Annotated in this window: 20 protein-coding genes; 5 read left to right on the top strand and 15 right to left on the bottom strand. The window is 59.4% G+C overall.

Annotation, left to right across the window (positions count from 1 at the left end):
* Nucleotides 1–2: 2 nt before the first annotated feature.
* From AC0L7P_RS20420 to AC0L7P_RS20395, 6 genes are all read right to left on the bottom strand, one after another.
* Nucleotides 3–2,105 (bottom strand): ADP-ribosylglycohydrolase family protein, encoded by a 2,103-nt coding sequence (locus AC0L7P_RS20420; protein WP_473435957.1) that lies wholly within the window; start codon nt 2,103–2,105, stop codon nt 3–5.
* Between the two features lie 22 nt (nt 2,106–2,127).
* Nucleotides 2,128–2,961, bottom strand: coding sequence for a carbohydrate ABC transporter permease (locus AC0L7P_RS20415; protein WP_473435956.1), 834 nt, complete (start codon nt 2,959–2,961; stop codon nt 2,128–2,130).
* Nucleotides 2,958–3,803 carry a carbohydrate ABC transporter permease gene (locus tag AC0L7P_RS20410; protein ID WP_473435955.1) on the bottom strand — a complete coding sequence of 282 codons (846 nt, stop codon included), beginning with the start codon at nt 3,801–3,803 and terminating at the stop codon, nt 2,958–2,960. The genes AC0L7P_RS20415 and AC0L7P_RS20410 overlap by 4 nt, the downstream gene beginning before the upstream one ends.
* Before the next feature lie 63 nt (nt 3,804–3,866).
* Complete coding sequence (locus AC0L7P_RS20405) at nt 3,867–5,177, bottom strand: ABC transporter substrate-binding protein (RefSeq protein ID WP_473435954.1); 1,311 nt, start codon at nt 5,175–5,177, stop codon at nt 3,867–3,869.
* A 49-nt stretch (nt 5,178–5,226) separates the two neighbouring features.
* Nucleotides 5,227–6,273, bottom strand: coding sequence for a LacI family DNA-binding transcriptional regulator (locus AC0L7P_RS20400; protein WP_473435953.1), 1,047 nt, complete (start codon nt 6,271–6,273; stop codon nt 5,227–5,229).
* 96 nt (nt 6,274–6,369) lie between these two features.
* Nucleotides 6,370–7,605 carry a urate hydroxylase PuuD gene (locus tag AC0L7P_RS20395; protein ID WP_473435952.1) on the bottom strand — a complete coding sequence of 412 codons (1,236 nt, stop codon included), beginning with the start codon at nt 7,603–7,605 and terminating at the stop codon, nt 6,370–6,372.
* Nucleotides 7,606–7,702: 97 nt separating this feature from the next.
* Here AC0L7P_RS20395 and AC0L7P_RS20390 point away from each other — a divergent pair, with 97 nt between their 5' ends.
* Nucleotides 7,703–8,635, top strand: coding sequence for a LysR family transcriptional regulator (locus AC0L7P_RS20390; RefSeq protein ID WP_473435951.1), 933 nt, complete (start codon nt 7,703–7,705; stop codon nt 8,633–8,635).
* Here AC0L7P_RS20390 and uraH read toward each other — a convergent pair.
* Nucleotides 8,620–8,973 (bottom strand): hydroxyisourate hydrolase, encoded by a 354-nt coding sequence (gene uraH, locus AC0L7P_RS20385; protein ID WP_473435950.1) that lies wholly within the window; start codon nt 8,971–8,973, stop codon nt 8,620–8,622. The genes AC0L7P_RS20390 and uraH overlap by 16 nt on opposite strands.
* 146 nt (nt 8,974–9,119) lie before the next feature.
* Between uraH and puuE the strand changes: the two genes are divergently transcribed.
* Genes puuE through AC0L7P_RS20370 form a run of 3 tightly spaced genes read left to right on the top strand, consistent with a single transcriptional unit; the run spans nt 9,120 to nt 12,494 of the window.
* Nucleotides 9,120–10,532 carry an allantoinase PuuE gene (gene puuE, locus AC0L7P_RS20380; RefSeq protein WP_473435949.1) on the top strand — a complete coding sequence of 471 codons (1,413 nt, stop codon included), beginning with the start codon at nt 9,120–9,122 and terminating at the stop codon, nt 10,530–10,532.
* On the top strand, nt 10,529–11,011 hold the full coding sequence (locus AC0L7P_RS20375) for an ureidoglycolate lyase (RefSeq protein WP_473435948.1): 483 nt from the start codon (nt 10,529–10,531) through the stop codon (nt 11,009–11,011). Before puuE ends, AC0L7P_RS20375 begins: the two co-directional genes overlap by 4 nt.
* 58 nt (nt 11,012–11,069) lie before the next feature.
* Nucleotides 11,070–12,494 carry a uracil-xanthine permease family protein gene (locus AC0L7P_RS20370; protein WP_473435947.1) on the top strand — a complete coding sequence of 475 codons (1,425 nt, stop codon included), beginning with the start codon at nt 11,070–11,072 and terminating at the stop codon, nt 12,492–12,494.
* Nucleotides 12,495–13,002: 508 nt separating this feature from the next.
* On the opposite strand, the gene AC0L7P_RS20365 is transcribed toward AC0L7P_RS20370, so the two are convergent.
* From AC0L7P_RS20365 to bhcA, 5 genes are all read right to left on the bottom strand, one after another.
* The gene (locus AC0L7P_RS20365; RefSeq protein WP_473435946.1) at nt 13,003–14,508 is read right to left on the bottom strand and encodes a nucleobase:cation symporter-2 family protein; all 1,506 of its coding nucleotides are present in this window, start codon (nt 14,506–14,508) and stop codon (nt 13,003–13,005) included.
* 127 nt (nt 14,509–14,635) lie between these two features.
* Nucleotides 14,636–15,604 carry an iminosuccinate reductase BhcD gene (bhcD, locus tag AC0L7P_RS20360; protein WP_473435945.1) on the bottom strand — a complete coding sequence of 323 codons (969 nt, stop codon included), beginning with the start codon at nt 15,602–15,604 and terminating at the stop codon, nt 14,636–14,638.
* Between the two features lie 55 nt (nt 15,605–15,659).
* Nucleotides 15,660–16,823: a 3-hydroxy-D-aspartate aldolase BhcC gene (gene bhcC / locus AC0L7P_RS20355; protein ID WP_473435944.1), complete on the bottom strand. Its 1,164-nt coding sequence runs from the start codon at nt 16,821–16,823 to the stop codon at nt 15,660–15,662.
* A 14-nt stretch (nt 16,824–16,837) separates the two neighbouring features.
* The gene (bhcB, locus tag AC0L7P_RS20350) at nt 16,838–17,788 is read right to left on the bottom strand and encodes a beta-hydroxyaspartate dehydratase BhcB (protein ID WP_473435943.1); all 951 of its coding nucleotides are present in this window, start codon (nt 17,786–17,788) and stop codon (nt 16,838–16,840) included.
* 17 nt (nt 17,789–17,805) lie between these two features.
* Nucleotides 17,806–18,996, bottom strand: coding sequence for an L-aspartate--glyoxylate aminotransferase BhcA (bhcA, locus tag AC0L7P_RS20345; protein ID WP_473435942.1), 1,191 nt, complete (start codon nt 18,994–18,996; stop codon nt 17,806–17,808).
* A gap of 169 nt (nt 18,997–19,165) precedes the next feature.
* Between bhcA and bhcR the strand changes: the two genes are divergently transcribed.
* On the top strand, nt 19,166–19,999 hold the full coding sequence (gene bhcR, locus AC0L7P_RS20340) for an HTH-type transcriptional regulator BhcR (protein ID WP_473435941.1): 834 nt from the start codon (nt 19,166–19,168) through the stop codon (nt 19,997–19,999).
* On the opposite strand, the gene AC0L7P_RS20335 is transcribed toward bhcR, so the two are convergent.
* The 3 genes from AC0L7P_RS20335 to AC0L7P_RS20325 form a co-directional block, all read right to left on the bottom strand.
* Nucleotides 19,996–20,841: a bifunctional allantoicase/(S)-ureidoglycine aminohydrolase gene (locus AC0L7P_RS20335; protein WP_473435940.1), complete on the bottom strand. Its 846-nt coding sequence runs from the start codon at nt 20,839–20,841 to the stop codon at nt 19,996–19,998. The genes bhcR and AC0L7P_RS20335 overlap by 4 nt on opposite strands.
* 201 nt (nt 20,842–21,042) lie before the next feature.
* The gene (locus AC0L7P_RS20330; protein WP_473435939.1) at nt 21,043–22,587 is read right to left on the bottom strand and encodes a sulfatase family protein; all 1,545 of its coding nucleotides are present in this window, start codon (nt 22,585–22,587) and stop codon (nt 21,043–21,045) included.
* 178 nt (nt 22,588–22,765) lie between these two features.
* Complete coding sequence (locus AC0L7P_RS20325; protein WP_473435938.1) at nt 22,766–24,043, bottom strand: sulfatase-like hydrolase/transferase; 1,278 nt, start codon at nt 24,041–24,043, stop codon at nt 22,766–22,768.
* Between the last annotated feature and the right edge of the window lie 5 nt (nt 24,044–24,048).

Here is a 24,048-nt window from a genome sequence, read left to right as displayed (position 1 = left end):
GGTCAGGCTCCTTTCACCGGAGTGATACGAACGCGGGTGGCCGAAAGCGCGCCTTCGCGCACGCTCAGCCCCATGGCGCCACCGTCAAATCCGCCGGGGTCGCTGGCTGTCAGGGTGACATCACCCAATGTGGCGCAGATGTCGTCGCCCTGAACCGTGACGCGCAGGGTGAATTCCGTTTCATATTCAACGCGGCACGGGGTTTGGGCAAGAATGTCTTCGTGTTCGTCCCGTTGCCGGGCGATTTGCAATTCGCCCTCACGGGTGACGCGCACCACATAGAACCGCCGCTGACCCTGCGCACGCACCACAAGGCCGCCGCGTTCGCCCGAATGCAGCCACAGGTCCGCCTCGACCGTGTAATCTGTCCATTCGCGGGTGCCTTGCAGGATCATCCCATCGCCGCGATCCTGACTGATGCGGAAATCCTGGGGGAAATGTTTTGAAAACAAATGCGCGGTGTTGACCCAGGCGCGGCGCCAGAAATCACCACCATCCGCCGGGCGGTGCAATGTCAGATCCGGCGCGCCGGTCCACCACATCCGATCCAGCAACACACGCCCCGTTGCCCGCCCTTCGGGGCAATCCAGCACGATGCCGATTTCGGCAACGGGTTGCCCGTCAAGATCCGGAATGGTCCATGTCATGTCATGTGTGCGCCCGGCCACCAGTGGCACGCTGTCAGGCGCATCCAGCGGGACAAGTTGGTCTGATCCGTCATAATGGCGCAGGCGCAGGCGCGCCCGGGCGTTGCCGCTGAACCCCGGGTCGGCTTGCAATCGCGCGTGCAACACCTGACCCGGGTACACCCGTGGGCAGGCCTGAAGATCGTATGACCGCATACGCACCACTTCGGGCAGGGCAAACACTGGCGTCAGCACCGCCGCCTCGCCCCCCGATGCCAGATGGTCAACATCAATGGCCAGCCCATCGCCGGTGCCGGACGCCTTGACCGAACCACCCGCGTCGGGGCCGGTGATCGCCCGAAACCCCTGCACCGAACCGGGCAGGGTGAAATGGAACGGCGCGCCATCCTTTGGGGGTGCTGGCGGCGTGGTGCCGGCAAGCTGACAGGCAAGCCCCGTCAACCAAAGGGAAATTTCGGCCGCATCGGTGATCGACCGCCCGCCATCGGCAGTGGAAATCAGCATCCGGTCGGCCACCGGACCGCGCCAGTCGGGGCCAGCGTCGATCCCTTCAAGGCCAAGCATGATCCCTTGCAGACACCCAAGGTTGCCTGCGTTGCAATCGGTATCCCACCCCGAGGTGTTGACGATCATCTGCCCGCGCTGGAAATCATCCGGCGCATGCAGCAGCGCCATGATCATCAGGGCGTGGTTGGGCACTACATGGCAGTTGCCGGGGTGTTTGTCGTATCCGTAATGATCCTCGATGCGCTGGCGGGTCGCCTCCCAATCCTCATTGCCCGCGACCCAGCAGCGAATATCCTTGATCAGTTTCGCAATCAGGCAATCCGCCGGGATATGTTTCAACCCGGTATCAAGCAGGTGATCGACATCGCCGCCGTTGAACGCCTCGGCCTCCATCACCGCCCACAGAACCGCCGCGTGAACGCTTTCGCCATCATGGCTGACGCTGCCCGCCGCGCGGGCCAGTTTTGCCGCCTGCGCCGGATTGCCCGGCGACATCAGCGCCCAGCCATCAATGAAAATCTGTGCACCGATCTGTTCGGCTATGGTGGTGCCGTTGGTGGCGATCGACCCTGACGCTGGCGCCTTGATGCCCCGCGCAAGATTCAGCCATGCGGTGTGTTCGGTCGAATTGCCCGCGCCGCCCCACCACAGGATCGACCGCCCCTCGACCAGATAATTCATCCACGCGCGCCCGATATCCTCGGCGGACAGATCGGGCGAGATGCCGTAATCCTCCAGCGCGCGGGGAAAGGCGAATGTGCCGCCGACATCATCGTCGGTCACCACCAGAGGATCGCCCAGTTTATCGTTCACGTAATACTGGATCGGCCCCAGTTCGCGCATGATCCGGTCATAGCGCCAGTTTTCGAAAGGGCGGCCAAGATAGACGCCGATCAGTTTGCCCAGAACGCCGGCATAGATGCGCGACAGGTGGTCTTTTGGGTCGGTCATTGAGTTCCTCGCAGGATTGGGTTCAGCCCTTTACCGATCCGCCCGCCATGCCTTCGATGAAGCGGCGTTGCAGAGCGACAAACAGGACGACAATGGGCAGGACGATAATCAGGGCCGCGGCCATGATTTCACCCCAGTCGGTGCTGTATTGCCCCGACAAAAGAAAGAACGATACCACCGCCGTCAGACGATCCTGACTTTGCAGAAAGGTGGTGGCGATCAGGAATTCATTCCACGAATACAACCCGATAATCAGCGCAACGGTCAGAATGCCGGGCGATACGATGGGCAACATGACACGGCGAAACACCTGCCAATGGGTCGCGCCATCAATCAGCGCCGCTTCTTCCAGCTCTTTCGGGACGGCCAGAAAATAGGTGCGCAACAGCATGATCGCAAAGGGCGAATAGACGGCCGTGTAAACAAAGGCCACAGCGATGGGATTGTTGATCAGACCCAGCCGCGCAAACCCGAAATAAAGCGGAAACAGGAACAGTTGGATCGGCGCCGTGGTGGTGGCCAGCAGATAAAAGGTCACAACCTTCCATGCCTTGATTTTCTTGCGCGCCAGAACATAGGCGGTCAGCGAACCGGTGGTGCAGACAAGGAAAATCGTCATTCCCGTCAGCACCGCGGAATTCAACAGGGTGCGCCCGAATTTTGCATCGACCCAGGCGCGCGAGAAATTATCCCACCTGATTTCACTGGGCAGGGCCAACGGATTACTGACCACCTCGGTGGCCGGTTTCAACGCGTTCAGCACCATCAGGGCGATGGGAAACAGGGTGATGAACAGAAGAACCCCAAGAACGATATAGGTGATCGTCAGGGTAAGGCGGCTCTCGGTATTGATCATTCTTCAAACTCCTTCGCCTGCGCGCGGATGTAAAAGAACGTCGCGACAATGCCGAACATGCTGATGACAACGGAAACGGCGGCGGCTTTGCCCACGGCCAGATCATAAAACGCCGAACGATAGGCGAGGGTCGACAGCACCTCGGAGGAATAGGCCGGCCCGCCCTGGGTGAGGATATAGACGAAATCAAACACCAGAAACGACCAGATGATCGTCATGATCAACATCAGGGTGATCGTCGGCTTGATCCCCGGCAGCAAAACACAGCGCATCAGTTGAAAGAACGTCGCGCCCTCAACCCGGGCTGCCTCAACCTGATCCTGGGGCACCTGGCGCAGGGCGGCGAAAAAGATCACGCAGAGAAACCCCCACCAATGCCACAGATCGACAACGGCAATGCCATAAAGCGCAGTATTTACCTGGGTCAGCGGGTTTGCCAGATCAATCCCGTAACGGTCAAGCAACCCAAGGATGCCGGTGATCGGGGAATAGATCATCCCCTGCCAGATCCGCGCGGTGATTGCCGTGGCGATAATGACCGGCAGGAAATAGATCACCTGAAAAAACGTGCTGCCCCGCCGCGCCACCAGCATCATCGTGGCGGCCAGCAGGCCCATGATGATTGGCACCGTCAGGAATATCGCGGTCCAGATCAGATTGTTGGTCAGGGCGGTCCAGAACACCCTGTCGCTCCAAAGGCCCGCGAAATTTTTCAACCCCACAAAGACCGGCGATGAAATGCCATCCCACCGGAAAAACGCAAGAAGGATGGTCAAAAGCGCCGGGATCGCGATGATCGCGGCATTGATGACAAGGGTGGGAATAACATAGAGGCGGTGCATGGGCGGGCCTTTGGTGGGTATCGGATCGGGGGGCAGAGCGCCCGCCCCCCATGGCTTGCAAGATCAGCGTTTCGGAATCGCCGGCACCTTGCCTTCGGCCATTTCCGTCTGGAATTGGGCATCAAGCCCGGCAAGATATTCGGCGGTCGTGGTGCGATCGAGCCAGACTTCCTCGATCCCGTTGATCAGATAATTGTCCGTGGCCGGGGGCAGGAATGTCCAGGTGGTATAGCCATAGCTGCCTTCGCCCACGGACGTGGCAAGATTGGCCATCGCCTGAGTGTAAAGCGCGGGCACTGTATCGGCCATCTTGACACCGGACAGATCACTGAGGGGCATGTTCCATTCGCCCTGCCAGACCGACCCCATTTCGCTGTAGAAACCGGGCGAGAAGATATAATCAATCACCGCCGCCGCACCGTCAGCCACGTCGGAATTTGCGGCGATGGAAAAGGTTGACCCAACCCCAAGCGCATAGACCGGGGCGCCGGTTTTACTGGGAAACCCGGTAAAGCCGGGTTCGGTGCCGGCCTTGTTGAAATAGGTCGGTACGTTCTGAAACGCCCATGTGCCGTTTGGCGACATCCCCGCCTTGCCCGATGCCAGCAGATCGATGGTTTGTTCGCCGCTTTCGATCGAGAAATAATTATCGCCGAAATATCCCTTTTTCCACCAACTGTTCAGGGTGTCGATCGCCTCGACGAAGGGCGGGGCCGTCCAGGGCATTTCGCCTTTGAGGGCCGCATAAACATTGTCCGGCCCGGCGATTGAATTCAAAGCGATGGACACGAACCACTCATTCGCGCCGCGCCAATCGGCATTGCCGGCCGAAAACGGCTGAATGCCCGCTTCCAGCATTTGATCGGCCAGGGTTTCCAGCTCGGCGATGGTGGTCGGCGCAGTCCAGCCGTGGTCTTCGAACAGGGATTTGTTGTAATACAGACCCAGCGTTTCATAGGTTTTGGGCAGCGCATACAGATGGTCATTATAGCGGCCCATCTCAAGGAACACGGGCAGGATCGAATCGTTCCAGCCGTATTTTTCGGCATAGCCGTCCAGCGACAAAAGCTGTCCGTTCTGCGCCATGGGTGCAACATAGGACGGCCCCGGCGTGTAAACCACATCCGGCCCGCTGCCCGAAAGCATGGCAACGCGCAGCTGTTTGTCCAACTCGTTGCCGCGATAATCAATGGTCAGCTTGTAATCGGGGTTCGCCTTTTCAAAGCCGTCGATCAGGATTTCCTGAAGCCAGACCTGTTGATCGGGGTTGGCCGATTCATACCAGAAACTGATGTTTTCCTGCGCCGTGGCGCCACCGGCCAGCGCCACCATGACGCCTGTTGCCGCAATCATTCGTGTTGACAGATGTTTCATAACTTTCCTCCCTGATGTGTTGTTCTTCGGGGTTGAAACGACCCCGGTCTCACTCGCTTGTTGGTGTATTTTGCCGGGATGGTGCCGGTCCGGTCGATCCGCGTTCACACACACGGAATGCGCATTCCTCGACGCGGGCCGGGCCATTGACCTTGCCTGTTGTCCGGTCAAGCAACATTTCAGCCGCGCGCCGGCCCAACCGCTCTTGATGCAGCGAAACCGTGGTCAGCCCGGGGGTGACAAGGCTCGCGGCGTGAATATCATCAAACCCCACGACGGAAATGTCGCGTGGCACATGCAGCCCGGCCTTTGACAGTTCCTGCATCACGCCAATGGCCATCAGATCATTGGCCGCGAAAACGGCTGTGGCCCCTGCCCCTGCCGCCACAAACCGACGGGCCGCGCGCCGCCCGCCTTCGTCCGAGAAATTCCCGTCTTCCCAGATCGACGGTTCCAGCCCGGCGGTTTCAAGGGCGCGGCGATAACCCATCACGCGCACCGTTTCGGGGCCGCCGCTGCCTGCGACCATGGCGATCCGCCGGTGGCCCTGGGCAATCAGCGCCTCAACCAGCTTGCGCGCGGCGGCGTAGTTATCAACGTAAAGATCATCAATCGCCAGCGCCCCGCCCTGTTTGCGCGAGGCTTCGATCCTGACAAGGGGCACGCCTGCACCGATCATACCGGCAAAATCCCGTGCCCCCAGGGCAAAGAACACGCCGACAACCCCGTCATAGCGCCCGTCTTCGGCAGCGCGCACAACAGCCATTTCACGCGCCGCCTGCCCTGCGGTGTTTACCGCGACGACATCATAATCGGCGGCATCGGCCACCTCCTGGATGCCAAGGAAAAGGGCGGGATAAAACGGGTTGGCAAGGTCTGGCACAACACAGGCGATGGTCATCGTGCGTTGGGTGCGCAGAGCCTGGGCAAAGCGGTTGGGCTTATAGCCCAGTTCGGCGATTGCCGCTTCGATCCGGGTCAGGGTTTCGGCGGCGACCACATCACGCCCGCCGCGCAACACGGTGGAAACCGTAGCCTGCGACACACCCGCAAGCCGCGCGACATCCATCTGTGTTGTTCGGGTTGAATTCTTCATGCCGCCCATAATCAATACGTATTGATTTCTTGTCAATACGTATCAATAGGCGGAAATTCAGGTATCTTCGAAAATCTTGCCCGGGTCTCGGCGGTGTCAGTCGTTGCTGGCCTGGCGATACCATGTTGCGATGGCGGCACGGCTTTCATCGTCCATCGTTGCCGCCGCGTTGGGGGGCGGCATGGCGTGGGTTATCCCCGCTTGCAGGAAAATCTCTTTTGCGTGGTGGGCGACATCGCCTTCGGTTTCCAGAACCACGCCCTTGGGCGGCCAGCGCAGGCCGTCCCACGAGGGTTCGCGGGAATGGCACATGGAGCAATTCCCCAGAACGACATTATAGGCATCCTCAAACCCCGCAGCAGAAGCGAACTTCTGCTCATGGGGGGTCAGGGGGCGGGCCTCGGCCTCTTCATAGGTGTCAAGCATCGGCGCGGTCGACAGCCAGGCGATGAGGATAAACAGGATCACCGTCACCGCCCATGTCCAATGGGGGCCTTTGCCGGTGGAATGCAGGGTGTTGAAATAATGCCGGATGGTCACACCGGTCAGAAAGACAAGGCTGGCGATGATCCAGTTATATTCCGTCGCAAAAGCCAGCGGATAATGGGTGCTGAGCATCAGGAAGATGACCGGCAGGGTCAGGTAATTGTTATGGGTCGAGCGCAGTTTCGCGATCTTGCCATACTTGGGGTCAGGCGTGCGCCCTTCCTGCAAATCCTTCACCACGATGCGCTGGTTCGGCATGATGATGAAAAACACATTGGCCGTCATGATCGTCGCGGTGAAGGCCCCCAGATGCAACAATGCGGCGCGCCCGGTGAAAATCTGATCATAGCCCCAGGCCATGATCACCAGGATCACGAACAGCAGCAGCATCAGAACGGTGGGGGTTTCGCCAAGCTTTGATTTGCACAGGAAATCATAGCAGATCCAGCCGATGGTCAGCGACGCCGCCGAAATCAGAATGCCCTGCCACAGGGACAATTCAGCCTTACTCGGGTCAAGCAGGAACAATTCACCCCCCACCCAATAGACGATCATCATCAAGGCGGCACCCGACAGCCATGTCGTATAGCTTTGCCATTTGTGCCAGATCAGATGGTCAGGCATGTTTTCCGGCGCCACCAGATATTTCTGGATGTGGTAAAATCCACCGCCGTGAACCTGCCATTCCTCGCCTGATACCCCTGCGGGCATGTTGGCCGCTTTGACCAACCCCAGATCCAGTGCGATGAAATAGAACGAGGCGCCAATCCATGCCATCGCGGTGATGACATGCAACCACCGCACGGCAAAGCCCGCCCAATCCCACATTATGGCCAAATCATACATGTCGTATCTCCCAAGATTCGTTGTGAGCAGACTATGGGGTTTTGCACTTTTCTGGTATCTATGTGCAGGCCCAAGCTGTGTCAAAAAAAGCAGAATAATGTCCTATCTAGATAACATCCGCACCTTCGTTCGCGTTTACGAACTGGGCAGCATGTCCGCCGCCGGGCGCGACCTGCGCATTTCTCCTGCCGTCACGTCGTCGCGTATTTCGCAACTGGAACAACATCTTGGCGTTCGCCTGTTTCAACGCACCACCCGCAATCTTGCCCCGACCGAACAGGGCACGGCATTTTATGGCGGGGCCTGTCAGGTGCTGGAATCGGTTCAGGCCGCAGAGGCGCAGGTTGTCGACATCACCGAACATCCGCGCGGTTCGCTTTATGTGGCGGCGCCTTTGGGGGTGGGGCGGCGTCTAATTGCGCCACAGATTCCCGCGTTCCTGGCCGAATTTCCCGATGTCAGTGTCCGGCTCCGGCTGACCGACCGCAAGGTTGATCTGACCACCGAAGGCCTGGACCTTGCGTTCTTTCTGGGCCAGCCGGAAGACAGCACGTTGAGAATCAAAAAAATCGCAGACGTGCAGCGGGTTCTGTGTGCCGCGCCGGAATATATCGCGGCGCGGGGGCATCCGCGATCGGGCAACGATATCGTCGCCGGCAAACACGAATGCCTCAACCTGCGGTTTCCCGGTGCGACCGAATTCCAATGGCCGCTGATCACCAGCACCGGACTCAAGCGGTTTCCCGTCCCCGGACGGTATGAATGCGACGACGGCGATGTTTTGGTCGATTGGGCGCTGACCGGACAGGGCATTGCCCTGAAACCGGTGTTCGAGGTGGCCGAATACCTGAAATCAGGTGAATTGGTCGTGGTGGGCGAAGATACACCACCCGAAGCGATTCAGATGGCCTGTCTGTTCACCCACCGCCGTCACCAAGACCCGAAAACCCGTCTGTTCATGGAGTTCGTCATCGACCGGATCAGCGCGATCATCAAGGAAACCAAGCTTTCGGGTCAGCTCCCGCGATAGGTGGAATAGCCAAACGGCGACAGCAGCAGCGGCACATGATAATGCGATGCCTCTGACATGCCGAAGCGCAGCGGGATTTCATCCAGAAAGCGCGGCGATTCCGGCGGGGTGCCGGTGCGGTCAAGGTAGGCCCCGGCGTGAAAGACCAATTCATAGGTGCCGGTTTCAAATTCCGCAGTCGGCAGGATTTGCGTGTCGGTGCGCCCGTCGTCATTGGTCACAAGGGTTTTCAGATGCGTCCGCGTCTCGCCCGTAATGCGATAAAGGGCGATGGTCAGGCCAGCGGCCGGACAGCCACGGGCCGTGTCAAGAACGTGGGTGGTAAGATAGCCGGACATGAAACGAACCCTCCTGATGTCTTGCCCAGTCTGTCAATTACACGGGTCAGACACAAACCCTGATGGGGCTGACACTCCTTCTTATTTATTTTGAAAAAAGAACATATTCTTTGGGAATATAACGCCGTTACCAAGGAGGGCTTGAAGTGAATCGATATCCACGCGACATGACAGGGTACGGGGCAACACCACCGGCGGCAAATTGGCCGAACGGGGCAAAGATCGCCGTGCAAATTGTCCTGAATTATGAAGAAGGTGGCGAAAATAACATCCTGCACGGGGATGCCGCGTCAGAGGCGTTCCTGTCCGAGATAACCGGCGCCCAGCCCTGGCCCGGACAGCGCCACTGGAACATGGAAACGATCTATGAATACGGATCGCGCGCCGGGTTCTGGCGGGTGCATCGCCTGTTGGGCGATCTGCCGATCACGGTTTATGGGGTAACCACCGCATTGGCCCGCGCCCCCGAACAGGTGGCCGCGATGAAAACTGCGGGTTGGGAAATCGCCAGTCACGGCCTGAAATGGGTCGAACACAAGGATATGTCCGAGGACGAAGAACGCGCCCAGATCGCCGAGGCGGTGCGCCTGCACACCGAAGTGGTCGGAGAGGCGCCGCGCGGCTGGTACACCGGGCGCTGTTCCAACAACACCGTGCGCCTTGCCGCCGAAACCGGGCAGTTTGCCTATGTGGCCGACAGCTATGCCGATGATCTGCCCTATTGGATGAACTTCGACGGGCAGGATCAGTTGATCGTGCCCTATACGATGGATTGCAACGACATGCGGTTCGCCATTCAGGCGGGTTTTACCACTGGTGATCAGTTTGAAAGCTATCTCAGGGACAGTTTTGATTGCCTTTACGAGGAAGGTGTCGCCGGACAGCCCAAGATGCTTTCGATCGGGCTGCATTGCCGCCTGATTGGCCGTCCCGGGCGTGCGGCGGCGCTGCGCCGGGTCATCGAGCATTTCAAATCCCACGAGGGCGTCTGGTTTGCCACGCGGCTTGAGATTGCCGAACATTGGGCGAAAGAAAACCCGCCAGCGCATTTGAACCGCCCTTCGGACATGACCCGCGACACGTTCGTTTCCGAATTCGGCGGCGTGTTTGAACACAGCCCGTGGATAGCCGAGCGCGCGTTCGATCTTGAACTGGGCGCTTCTCACGACACGGCACAGGGGGTTCATCAGGCCCTGGCACGGATGTTTCGCAGCGCCAGCATAGATGAACGGCTGGGCGTGCTGACGGCCCACCCCGATCTTGCCGGGAAACTGGCCGAGGCCAAGCGTCTGACGGCGGAATCCACAGCCGAACAAGCCTCGGTCGGGCTGGATTCCCTGACCGATGAAGAACGGGCCACCCTGACCGGGATGAACGAAACCTATACGGCAAAGTTCGGATTTCCCTTCATCATTGCGGTGCGCGACAACACCAAGGCGTCGATCATCGGGGCATTCCGCCGTCGTATCGACAATGATCGTGACACTGAATTTGCCGAGGCCTGCCGTCAGGTCGAACGGATCGCGCAGTTGCGTCTGCAAGAAAAGTTCGCATCATGAGCGGCACCATCAAAACCGAACCCCTGACCGCGGCGGCCTTTGCCCCCTTCGGTGACATTCTGGATGCTTCGGGCACCCCGGACAAGATGATCAATCAGGGCAAATGTGGCCGCTTTCACGACAAGGCCCGGTTGGATTTTTCCGATGGCACGGCCGGGATCAGCATTTTCAGGGGCGAAAAGGAAACCCTGCCCCTGAAACTGGAACTGGTCGAACGCCACCCCGATGGCAGTCAGGCGTTCATACCGATGTCGGGCGATCCGTTTCTTGTTGTCGTCGCCACTGATGACAACGGCACCCCAACGACCCCCCGCGCGTTTCTGACTGCGCCGGGGCAAGGCATCAACCTTCACCGGGGAACATGGCACGGCGTCCTGACCCCCCTGTCGGAACCGGGATTGTTCGCCGTCGTCGATCGTATCGGCGCTGGCGCCAACCTCGAGGAACACTGGTTCGACACGCCGTATATTATCAACTGATGAAACGAGAGGTCGGCAACAGGTCGGCACAACGCATCACCATAGGGAAGAGAAACGCATGACGGATTCATCCATCGGAACCCCGGAGCAGCTCCGGGATCCGAACTATACACCACCGCTTTCACAAGCGATTCCGCTGGGAATCCAGCATGTACTGGCCATGTTTGTGTCAAACGTGACCCCGGCCATCATCGTGGCGGGGGCTGCCGGGTTCGGGTTCGGGTCAAATTCGCCGGACTTCCCTGAAATGATCTATATGATCCAGATGTGTATGGTGTTTGCCGGGATAGCCACGCTGTTTCAGACGGTGGGTTTCGGCCCGATTGGTGCCAGATTGCCCATCGTGCAGGGCACATCCTTTGCCTTTCTGCCGATCATGATTCCGCTGGTGGCGGGCAAGGGTGTTGATGCCATGGCCGGCCTGATGGGCGGCGTGATCATCGGCGGCATCTTTCAGGGCTGTCTGGGCCTGATCATCAACAAGATTCGTTTTGCCCTGCCGCCGCTGGTCACCGGCCTGATTGTCACGATGATCGGTCTGGCGCTGGTCCAGGTCGGGATTCAATACGCCGCTGGCGGTGTTCCGGCGATCGGCACCGAGGCATATGGCAACCTGCAAAGCTGGTCCGTTGCCCTGGTCGTGATCATCGTGACGCTGGGTTTCAAATTCTATGCCAAAGGCATGCTGTCAATCTCGGCGGTTCTGCTCGGGCTGATCGCCGGTTATCTGGTGGCTCTTGCCCTTGGGATGGTCAATTTCGGAAATGTCGGCCGTGCGTCCAACTTTGCCCTGCCCAATCCGCTGCACTTTGGCATCGAATTCCAATTTGCCGCCATCGTCGGGTTCTGCTTCATGGCGGTTGTGTCGGCCATTGAAACCGTGGGTGACGTTTCGGGCATCACCAAGGGTGGCGCTCAGCGCGAAGCAACGGGCAAGGAACTGGAAGGCGCGACATATGCCGACGGCTTCGGTTCGGCCATCGCGGGCATCTTTGGTGGCTTGCCAAACACCTCGTTCAGCCAGAACGTCGGCCTGATCGCCATGACCGGCGTGATGAGCCGCCATGTGGTGACCTGCGGTGCCATCTTTCTGATCGTTGCCGGATTGGTGCCCAAGGTCGGAGCAGCGATTTCAACCGTGCCGATCCAGGTGCTGGGCGGTGGCGTGATCGTCATGTTCGGCATGGTTGTTGCGTCCGGTATCTCGATGTTGTCGGATGTGGACTGGAACAAACGCAACATGGTGATTTTCGCCATTGCCCTTTCCGTCGGGCTTGGTCTTCAGCTTGAGCCGGGGGCGATGCAACATTTGCCCGACACCCTGCGCGTCCTGATGACAAGCGGGCTGTTGCCTTCTGCGGTGATCGCCATTGTGCTGAACCTTGTGCTGCCCGAGCATCTGGCCGACGAAGCAACCGAAGAAGTTTCAGGCGGGCAATCCGGCCATGGGCTTGGCAGGCTGCACGGGGACGAACACGACTAGACCACATCGTGCGACGCGGAAACGCGGCCCATCACCCAACGTGCAGAAACCTTTGATTTCAGACACTGTTGGGTGATTCAGGGCCTGGTAACAGCCCTTGACCGTTACATTTGATCGCACATTGTGCCCCGCGGCCCCAGCAAGCCGCGGGGCATTTTGCATTCTGACTGTGGCATCCCGCCCCGCTGGCCCGGCCCTGGGTCGCTGGCCAAGGGGGAACCGCCCCGGGAACGCAGGATGACACCGGACAACCCCATCACGCTGAACGCGCAGGGCCCGACATTCCGCCCGGCAATCACACCATCCCCGGCCCGGTCTGTTCGTGTCACCCGTGGGGCGCCGCCCAAGGTTATTGCGTTTCGACTTAACCTTGAAACGCTTGTTCGCTGCCGCTCCCTTTGGTCGAACGCGATAAGCGGTCTGTGATGTTTCAATACGCCTTGTTGCGCAATAAAAATGGGGGCCACAAGGGCCCCCATTGGTCGTTCTGCGTCAGATGTGGCTGGTGTCAGTGGCCACCGTCCGATTGCAAGGCCGCTTCGCGCAACTCATCCTCCGAGATATGCTTGGCGCCGTTGAACACCATATTCAGCACAACAGCAGAGATCGCTGCCAGCAGGATACCCGAGTCGATCAGCGGTTCGATGGCATGGGGCAACCACATGCTGAAATGCGGGGCCACCAGCGGGATCATCCCCATCCCAAGGGATATGGCAACGATAAGCCCGTTGAACCGGTTCACCTTGAAATCAACCGCCCCAAGGATACGCACACCGGTGGCCGCAACCATGCCAAACATGACAACGCCAGCCCCACCCAGAACGGCAACGGGAAGGGATTCAACCAATGCGCCCATCTTGGGCAGCAGGCCCAGCACGATCATGATCGCGCCACCGGTCACACAGACATAGCGGCTGCGGATACCGGTCACACCAACAAGTCCGACGTTCTGACTGAACGATGTATAGGGAAAGGTGTTGAACAACCCGCCAATGACAGTGCCCAGACCGTCGGTGCGCAATCCGGCAGAAAGCGATGGGCGTTCAATGGGTGTGTTGCACATTTCACCAAGGGCCAGAAACATGCCCGTGGATTCGATCATTACAACGATCATCACCAAAGTCATGGTCAGGATCATGATCGGATCGAAAATCGGCACCCCCCAACGCAGCGGCGTGACAAGTTCGAACCAACCGGCAGTGCCCACGGAATCAAAATGCATCACCCCAAGGGCTGCCGCGACAACAGCCCCAACAACGATGCCGATCAGAACCGAGATATTGGCCAGAAAGCCGGTGAAGGATTTCATCACGATGATGATGGTCGCCAGAACGACGCCCGAAATAAGCATGTTTTCAGGGTTGGCATATCTGATGTTGTCCACGGTGGGCGCAATCTTTAACCCGTCGGGGATTGCCGGGATCGCGCCACTGGCCAGCATTCCCCGCACCTTGTCAAGCCACGCGATATGCGCCGGGTCAACGATGCTGGGCGCTGTTGGCCCCAGAGGCAGGCCAAAGATCCAGTCGATACCGACGCGCATCAGCGTCACGCCGATCACCAGAATGATCGTGCCTGTCACCACCGGCGGAAAGAACCGCAGCATCCGGCTGACCACGGGGGCAAGCAACATCGCGATGATCCCCGCCCCGATGATCGAGCCGAAAATCATCCGCGCGCCATCTATCCCCGGATTGGCCGACGCAATCGACAGCATCGGCCCGACGCTGGCAAAGGTCACGCCCATCATGACCGGCAGCTTGATCCCGAACCATTTGGACGCGCCAAGTGACTGGATGATCGTCACGACACCGCAGACAAACAGATCGGCAGAAATCAGATAGGCAACCTGCTCTGGGTCAAGTTTCAGCACCCGCCCGACGATAAGCGGCACCGCAATGGCCCCCGCATACATGACAAGAACGTGTTGCAACCCCAGGGTAAACAGTTTTCCCGGGGCGAGTTTTTCATTGACGGCATCCAAAGTGACCGGCGTTACTGACGCATCGGACATGGTAGACTCCTCCTTTTGTAAAAAATTCATTGCGCGCCTCTGACCAACCGGCCAGAGCGCGCGCCCGGATCCCCCCATCCGGGCTGCTGTCGGGGCCGATGATTTACCCGCCCCGTAGCATGTTCGCTTAAAAATCGACCTCGATCGCGACGCCGCTTTTCACCGCCAGATCAACAACGCTGGCCGCGACGGCCAGATCCTGAAGCCCGACGCCGGTGCCATCAAACAAGGTGATTTCCGCGTCCGAGGTCCGCCCCGGGTGGGTGCCGTTGATGACGGCGCCGATCTGGTGAACGTCGCTTTCCTTGATCAACCCTTCGGCAATGGCATGTTGCGCCTCACCGATGCTGATGCTTTGGGCAACCTCGTCGGTAAACACCGTGGCCCGGGCCAAAAGGGCAGATTCAACCTCTTGCTTGCCCTTGGTATCGGTTCCCATGCAGGCGATATGGGTGCCGGGCGATACATGGGCGGCCATCAATGACGGCGCAAAGGCCGAGGTGATCGAGATGATGACATCCGCGTCATGGCCAAGCTGCTCCAGCTCGACCGCCTCAAACGGCACGCCCGCCTCGGCCGCGACCTTTTCAAGGTTCGGGAGCATGTCAGGGTGATAATTCCAGCCGATGACCTTGTCGAATTTGCGCTGCTCAAGGGCGGCGCGCAACTGAAACGTGGCCTGATGACCCGCGCCGATCATGCCCAAAATACGCGCATCCTTGCGCGCCAGATGTTTGATCGAAACCGACGAGGCCGCAGCGGTGCGCAGCGCGGTAAGGTGATTGCCCCCCACCATCGCCCTGACCTTGCCCGTGTCGGGGTCGAACAGAAAAACGGTGGACTGGTGATTGATCAGCCCGCGCTTTTCAAGGTTGTTCGGCCAATATCCCCCGGCCTTGAGGCCAAGGGCCATGCCCGCATTGTCAAACCCGCCTTTGAAGCCATAAAGCGCGTCTTCGTGGCCGATCGCCTCGCGGATCACCGGAAAGTTATAGGCATCACCAGCGGCCATGGCCGCAAAGACGTTTTCAACCGCCGTAAAGGCGGCGTCGCGGGTCAGCAGGGCGGCGATTTCGCGCTCTGGTACAATCAGCATTTTCAACTCCAACAGAAATTTTCGGGCGCCCGCAAAACGGGCGCCCTGTCATGGTTCAGTAAGCTTTGCCGCGTGCCGATACCGGCCAGACGGTTTCAACCTTGCCGCCGCGCACGCCGACATACCAATCATGCACATTGCAGGTCGGGTCACAGTGGCCCGGCACAAGGCGCAGCTTTTCGTTGATCGTCAGCACGCCATCCGGGTCGGCAACCACCCCATGTTCATCGGAACACTTGAGGTATTTGACGTCATCGCGGCCATAGATCGTGGGCAGGCCGCTGTCCACGGATTGGGCTTTCAGGCCCGCATCCACGATGGCCTTGTCGGCCTTTGAATGGCTCATCACACTGGTCAGGATGAACAGCGCGTTTTCCCATTCGCCCTCGTCGATACGCTTGCCGTCCTTATCAAGAATACGGCCATAATCCGCATCCATGAACGCATACGACCCACACTGCAGCTCGTTATAAACGCCCGAGTTGCTTTCAAAATAGTAAGATCCGGTGCCGCCGCCGCCTACGATGTCACACTCCAGCCCCTGGGCCTTAAGGCCGGTGACTGCATCGGCCACCTGCGAGATTGCCGCGTTCAGCTTTTCTTCGCGGTCGGTGTACAAATCCATGTGCTGCATCGCGCCCTGATAGGCCTGGATGCCGGCAAATTTCAGGCCATCGGCCGCGTCGATCAGTTTTGCAATGTTCACGACATCCTGGGTGGTGTTCACACCGCAACGGCCCGCGCCGCAATCGATCTCGACCAATGCCTCGATCTGCGTGCCGTGTTTCACGGCGGCTTCCGACAGGGCCTTGACGTTTTCCGGGTCATCGACACAGACCAGAACGCGACAGCCGAGTTTGGGCATGCGCGCCAAACGGTCGATCTTGGCCGGGTCGGTCACCTGATTGGACACCATCACGTCCTTGATGCCGCCGCGCGCGAACACCTCTGCCTCGGAAACCTTTTGACAGCACACGCCGATCGCGGCGCCCAGATCCTGTTGCAGCTTCAGCACGTCAACGGATTTGTGCATCTTGCCGTGGGCGCGGTGCCGCATGCCATGGGCCTTGGCGTAATCGCCCATCTTCTTGATGTTGCGCTCAAGCGCGTCCAGATCGAGGATCAGGCAAGGCGTCTGGATATCCGCTTCGTCCATACCCGGCAGGGCGGGAACGTCGAAACCGACTTCGAGTTCGTCAAGGTTAACTTGTTTGTTCATGGCTTTGGTTCCCTTCACTTGAGCCACGGCAGCGTGTCGAGATCGACATTGCCGCCCGTGATGATGATGCCCACACGTTTGCCTTTGAACGTGTCGGGATTTTTCAGAATGGTCGCCATCGGAACGGCGCTGGACGGTTCCATGACGACGCGCAGGTGTTTCCAGACCAATTTCATCGCGTCGATGATTTCCTGTTCCGAGGCGGTAAAGATGTCGGTCACATGGTTGCGCACGAAATGCCAGGTCAGATCCTTCAGCGGCACCAGCAACCCATCGGCAACCGTCTGAGGCGCATCATCGGCAATGATATGCCCCGCCTTGAAACTGCGATAGGCGTCGTCGGCCTGTTCGGGTTCGGCGGCGATGATCCTTGTTTCAGGGGCCATGTTGGATACCGTCAGACATGTGCCCGAAATCATCCCGCCGCCGCCGATGGGCGCAACCACATAATCGACGCCGTCGGTCTGTTCCAGCATCTCGCGCGAACAGGTGCCCTGCCCCGCGATGACGCGCGGGTCATTATAGGGGTGCACGAAATCGCCGCCGGTTTCGGCCTGTACCTTGGCAAAGGTCGCCTCGCGCGATGATGTCGACGGATCGCATTCGGTGATCACACCGCCATAGCGACGCACCGTGTCTTTCTTGGCCTGCGGCGCCGTGCGCGGCATGACCACGTTGCACGGGATTCCCCGGCGGCTGGCGGCATAGCTCAGGCAGGATGCGTGGTTGCCCGACGAATGGGTTGCCACGCCCTTCTTGGCCTGTTCGTCGCTCAGCCCGAACACCGCGTTGCTGGCACCGCGCACCTTGAAGGCGCCCGGTTCCTGAAAGTTCTCGCATTTGAAGAACAGCTGCGCGCCGGTCAGATCATTCAGATAATCCGACACCCGGATCGGTGTGCGCCGGATATGCGGCTTGATCCGCTCATGCGCGGCCTTCATGTCGTCGATTGTCGGAATATACATCGTGATTCCCTCGCGGATCAGGCCGCGTTCTTTTGCGCGACGACAGCGGTTGAGCGGTAATGTTCCTGCGCCGCAGCAACGCCCGACCCAAGGGTAATATCAAGCCCCAGATCGGCCATCACCATTTCTGCGGTGGCCAGGCCCGACAGCATCATCGCATCGCTCAGGCTTCCCAGATGGCCGATACGGAACACCTTGCCCGCCACTTCGCCCAGACCGACGCCAAACGCCATATCATAGGTATTGGCGGCATGGCTTACGATATCGGTAGCGTTGAACCCTTCGGGCGTGCGGATTGCGCTGACCGTGTCGGAATAAACGTCAGGCGAATTGGCGCACAGCTCCAACCCCCAGGCGCCCACAGCGGCGCGCACGCCTTCGGCAATCCGGTGATGGCGGGCAAAGACATTTTCCAGCCCCTCGCCCAGCAGCATATCAAGCGACAGCTTGAGACCGTTCAACAGACCGACCGGCGGCGTATAGGGAAAGGCGTTGGCGTCATATCCCTTTTGCATGTCCTTGATATCAAAGAAGGTGCGCGGCAGATCGGCGGTTTTCGATGCGGCCACTGCCTTGTCCGAGAACCCGACAATGGCCAGCCCGGCAGGCAACATGAACCCCTTCTGACTGCCGGTCACGGCAACATCGACGCCCCAGTTGTCAAACTCGAAATTCATCGAGGCGATAGAGCTGACCCCATCGACAAACAGCATGGCCGGGTGACCGGCGGCATCCAGCGCACGGCGAACGGCGGCAATATCGGATTTCACGCCGGTGGCCGTTTCGTTGTGGGTGGCCAGTACGACCTTGATCTTGTGGCCGGTGTCGGCGCGCAGGATCTCTTCGTATTTGTCCGCAGGCAGGCCCGCGCCCCAGGGGGTTTCCACAACCTGCACATCCAACCCGTGGCGCTGACACATATCAATCCAGCGATGCGAAAACATGCCGTTGCGCGCCGCCAACACGGTATCGCCCTTGCAAAGGGTGTTGGACAACGCAGTTTCCCAACCTCCGGTGCCGGTGGACGGAAAGATGAAAACCTTGGCGCTGTCGGATTTCAGAACCTTGCGCACACCGTCCAGACAGGGGTGCAGGATCTTGCCAAACACCGGCGAACGGTGATCGATCGTTGGCATATAGCAGGCCTGGCGCAAGGCCTCGGGCATGTTGGTGGGACCGGGAATGAAAACTGGGTTCTGAAAGTTCATGATCGTCTCCTTGCTGACCTTTGTACCCAGATTAATGCGCCCGCCCCTGCCGTGCCATTTTTTTGAAATGGTTTTTCATTATGCGCAACGTCAAATAAATCATTTATTGTCATGCCGTTACATTTTTCATAAGGTGAATATGAGTTTCATCTTATCTAAGAGGCATCTTATGGATAGCAAAGAGAATGCCGCCCAGAACGTCCGCCGGTCCCGTGGCCGCCCCCGCGACTGGGATGACAAGACAGCCCAGAACACGATCAAATCTCTGGATCGCGCCATGGAGGTATTCGAATTCCTGAGCGAGGCACAAGGCAAAACCCTGTCGGCCCTGTCCGGCGATCTGGGGCAATCTCCGGCAACGATATATCGGATTCTGGTAACACTGGAGGGGCGCGGGCTGGTCGAATTCGATCAATCCGAACAGGTCTGGTATGTTGGGCCGCGTGCCTTTGTCATTGGCGCCCGGTTTCTGCGCCGCACCAGTCTGGTGGATCGTGCCCGCCCGATTTTGCGCGCGCTGATGGAAGAAACAGGCGAAACCGCCAACCTCGGGATTGAACAGAACAGCCACGTTCTGTTCGTCAGTCAGGTTGAAACCCATGCCAGCATCCGCGCGTTTTTTCCGCCCGGAACATTGTCACGGCTGCACGCATCGGGAATTGGCAAGGCGCTGCTGGCGCAGATGGATGCGCCGCGCGTCACGAAATTTCTGGCCGATGCGCCCCTGCCACGGTTTACCGAATTCACCCTGACCGAACGTGACGCCCTGAACGATGAACTGCACATCACCCGCGAACGGGGGTTTGCCATCGACAACGAAGAACGCAATCTGGGGATGCGGTGCATCGCCGCCCCGGTGTTTGACATCCACGGCGAGGCCGTCGCAGGAATTTCGGTGTCCGGCCCCACATCACGCGTGGGAACGGACCAAATCGACATGCTCAGCCGCGCCGTTGTTGCCGCCGCGGCGGAATTATCAACCGCAATCGGCGGCCGGGGCTAACCCCGGTGCGACAGGGCGTGTGCCGGGCGCAATGCCATGTGCCGGTTCACGTCCTTATAGAGCAGATAGCGGAATTTTCCGGGGCCGCCGGAATAACAGGCCTGCGGGCAGAAGGCGCGCAGCCACATGTAATCGCCGGCCTCAACCTCGACCCAATCCTGGTTCAGCCGGTACACCGCCTTGCCTTCCAGAACATACAGCCCGTGTTCCATCACGTGGGTTTCGGCAAAGGGAATGACCGCGCCCGGTTCGAACGTCACGATTGTGACATGCATATCGTGGCGCAGATCGGCAGGATCGACAAAGCGCGTGGTCGCCCATTTTCCGTCGGTTTCAGGCATCACCGTGGGGGCAATGTCGTTTTCATTGGCGATTATGACATCCGGCGTTTCCAACCCTTCAACCGGTTCATAGGCCTTGCGAATCCAGTGAAACCGCAGCGTTTCATCGCCGGTGTTGCGCAAGGTCCACCCGGTGCGCGGCGGCAGATAGGCATAGCCACCCGGGGCCAGCACATGTTCGGCGCCCGCAACGGTCAGGGTTGCGGCGCCTTCGACCACGAACAGAACGCCCTGTGCGGCGGGGTCGCTTTCGGGGCGGTCCGATCCGCCGCCGGGGGCCACTTCCATGATGTATTGTGAAAACGTTTCGGCAAATCCGCTGAGCGGGCGCGACAGAACCCACAGGCGGGTGCCTTCCCAAAACGGCAGAAAGCTGGTCACGATATCGCGCATGGTGCCTTTGGGGATCACGGCATAGGCATCGGTGAACACCGCGCGATCCGTCAGTAATTGTTCCTGTCCGGGGTGGCCACCGCGCGGGGCATAATATTTGGCTGACATAGTGATCCTCATCGTGCTGGGTTGTGGTCACTATGGCCGGGCCGTCGCGTGGCGACCATTCGCAATATCGCGACAGGACTTTCTTGGAATTTCTGATAACGCCAGCCCGCCCTTTTGAAATACCACCATCACTGGCCAAACCCGGGCGGCGGGGCCCGCCCAGGTGGGGTTCAGCAGGGTCAACGTATCGGCATGCCAGGCTCAGGCGTGTGACACCCGTGGCATTTTCATCCGCTCGGACGCCAGAATGGATTGCGCGAAACGCAACAGCATCGACGATTTCAGGGCGGCCTGTTCGGGGTCGTTCCACAGATTGTTCACCTCACCCGGATCAGTGTGCAGATCGAACAATTCGCCCGCCTCGCCTTTGCGGTAGACGGTGATCTTGTACCGGGCGTCAACATGGGTCACCGCATGGGGCATGACCGGGTTATGGCGGTTTTCGCACAGGATGAAATCGCGGGTCTGCTCAGATTCTCCGGTCCATTCCGCCAGCAACGAAAGCCCCTGCATATCGCCCGGCACCGGTTGCCCGGCCGCGGTCAGGAAGGTCGGCGCAAGATCGACCAGACTTTGCAAGGACTGGCTGACGGTATTCGCCGGAATCCTGCCCGGCCACGCGGCAATGAATGGCGCGCGCAACAGATCTTCGTAATGGAACGGGCCTTTGGCGGTCAGGCCGTGCTGGCCAATGAAATGGCCGTGGTCGGTGGTGAACACGATCAGGGTGTTGTCCAGAATGCCCTGTTCTTCCAATGCATCCAGAATCCGCCCGACCTCCTGATCCAGAAAACTGACCATGCCGTAATAGATTGCCATGTCCTTTTTCAGCTCAGCGCGGTCAATCAGGTGCGAATGGCACCCGTGGGCCTCGAACGGCTGATGCCAGTCACCGAAATCCGGGGATTTTTCCTGGGTCTTGCCGAAATGCGGTGGGTTGCGGTCATGCTCGCCCGGGGTCAAAGCGCCCGGTTCCATATCCTCGGGGTCGTACATCGACGCCCAGGGTTCGGACAGAACATAGGGCGGATGCGGGTCGTGAAAGCTTGACCACAGAAAGAACGGTTGTTCGCGGCGCGCGGCATCTTCGATGAACGCGACCGAGCGTTCGCCGGTCCAGCGGGTATAGTGGAAATCCTCGGGCAGGGGCCAACTGCGTTGCTGGCGTTTCCAGTATTCACCGTTTGCCCCGCTGGCAATGGCATGGGCCGAGGTTTCGCCAGGGGCCGGTTGGAAATAATCGCGCCAGTTGTCCAACCCCTTTTGTTCCATCCACAGGCCATAGTGCTGACCGGCCATCGCCTCGTCCGCGTGATTGCGGGCCAGTTCGATGTGATCGAACCCGTACCACGGGCCGTTGAAACCACGCCAAAATTCCATGTCCCGCACGGTGGGCAGCTTTTCCAGCGAGGTATGCCCGGGGCTGTCCGCCAGCGGGTGAAAATGCGCCTTGCCGATCAGACCCGAACGATAGCCATCTTTGGCCAGCATCTCGGGCAGGGTGCGACAGGCCTCGTCCAGATGCACACCGATGGTCCATGCGCCGTGTTGCGACGGGTAAAGCCCGGTCAGAATGCTGGCGCGTGACGGGGTGCAAACCGGGCTGGGACAATAGGCGCGGTCAAACCGCGTGCCCATGGTGCACAGCCGGTCCAGATTGGGCGTGCTGATCTTGGGGTTGGTCGCACCCAAAGTGGAAAAATGTTGCTGATCCGTGGTGATAAGCAGGATGTTTGGCTGGGTCATGATCAGGCCTTGCGCGGGTTACTTGGTTACGGTGGGCCGGCCATCGTGGTGCCGGAAGGGCGGCAAATCGGTGCGGGGGGCTGCGATATGATCGATCTGGCCACCGCCGCGCACAGGCAGGGTAAACCCGTCGATCCGCGTGTCGGCAAAGCGGGTGAACCACGCGCCCAGTTCCCCCTCAATCGTTCAACAACGGCCTGATGATCCGTTGTGGCGGCAAGGTTGGTCTCTTCGCCGGGGTCGGCTTCAAGATCAAACAGTTGCGGGCCGGGGGGCCTTTGCGGTGGATGTATTTCCATTGACCATGGCGGATCATCCGGTGTGGCCCGTATTCATCAAACACCACGGCAAACCCGTCTTCTTCGGGGGCATCCGAAAACAGCACGTCGGACAGATCGCGCCCGGGAAGCCCCGCGGGAACCCGGTCGGACAATCCCGCAATGCCCAGCAAGGTGGGCAGGATATCATAGTGGGAATAGACACCGTTCAGATCACCCGGTGCAATGCGGCCCGGTTGCGCCACGATGCCCGGCACCTTGACCGAGGTTTCAAACAGGTTGATCGGGTCAGTGCCGTTGCCTTTGCCATAAATCCCGTGATGACCCATATTCATGCCATTGTCGGCGGTGAACAGGATGAAAGTGTTTTCCAACTCTCCCTGTTCCTCAAGCTGATCCAGAATACGGCCGATCCCGCGATCCATGCCGCGGATTGCAGCGGCATAACCCGACAACACCTCGCGGCGCCGTTCCGGCGTGTCAGGGTAAGCGGCGGGATCGTATATATCAGGGTGCATGGGGCCACGCGGCAGCGAAGGGAAATCGCAATCGGGCCAGAAGGCCGCGATATCCTCTGGCTCGTGCTGGTCATGGCCCCAGGGTGAATGGGGCGCCGTGTAATGAACGCTCAGATACCAGGGGCGTTGCGATGATTGTTCTTGCAGGAACGCCAGCGCATTGTCGGTGATGATATCGCTCAGATACCCCTTGTGCGGGACAAGGTCGCCGTCTTGCACGATCTTGGGGTCACGATAGCTTCCGCCGCCGGTGGGAAAGGCGCGCCAGAAATCAAAGCCCCGGTGCGGTGTACCGGTATTGCCCAGATGCCATTTGCCGCTCAGCCCGCAGCGGTATCCGCCCGCCGCCAGAATTTCGGGATAGGTTTCAAACCCATCGAGATAATCAATCAGATGCTGGTGAAACTGGGTTTCCAGCGTGGAATTCCCGGCGCGCAGCCAATCATGCACCCCGTGGGCCGACGGTATCATACCGGTCATGATCGATGCCCGCGCCGGAGAGCAGACAGGCGAAACGCAATACAATGATTGAAACCGCTTTCCCCACCCCGCCAACCGGTCAAGATTGGGGGTGTGCAATTCGGGCGCTCCGGCATGGGCCATCGCCCAGGCGCCCTGATCGTCTGAAATGATCACAAGGATGTTGGGCGATGATGGCATGGTCG

The organism is Oceaniglobus sp. K40-3 (genome assembly GCF_055808395.1).
This window is presented reverse-complemented; position numbering and strand designations above follow the sequence as displayed.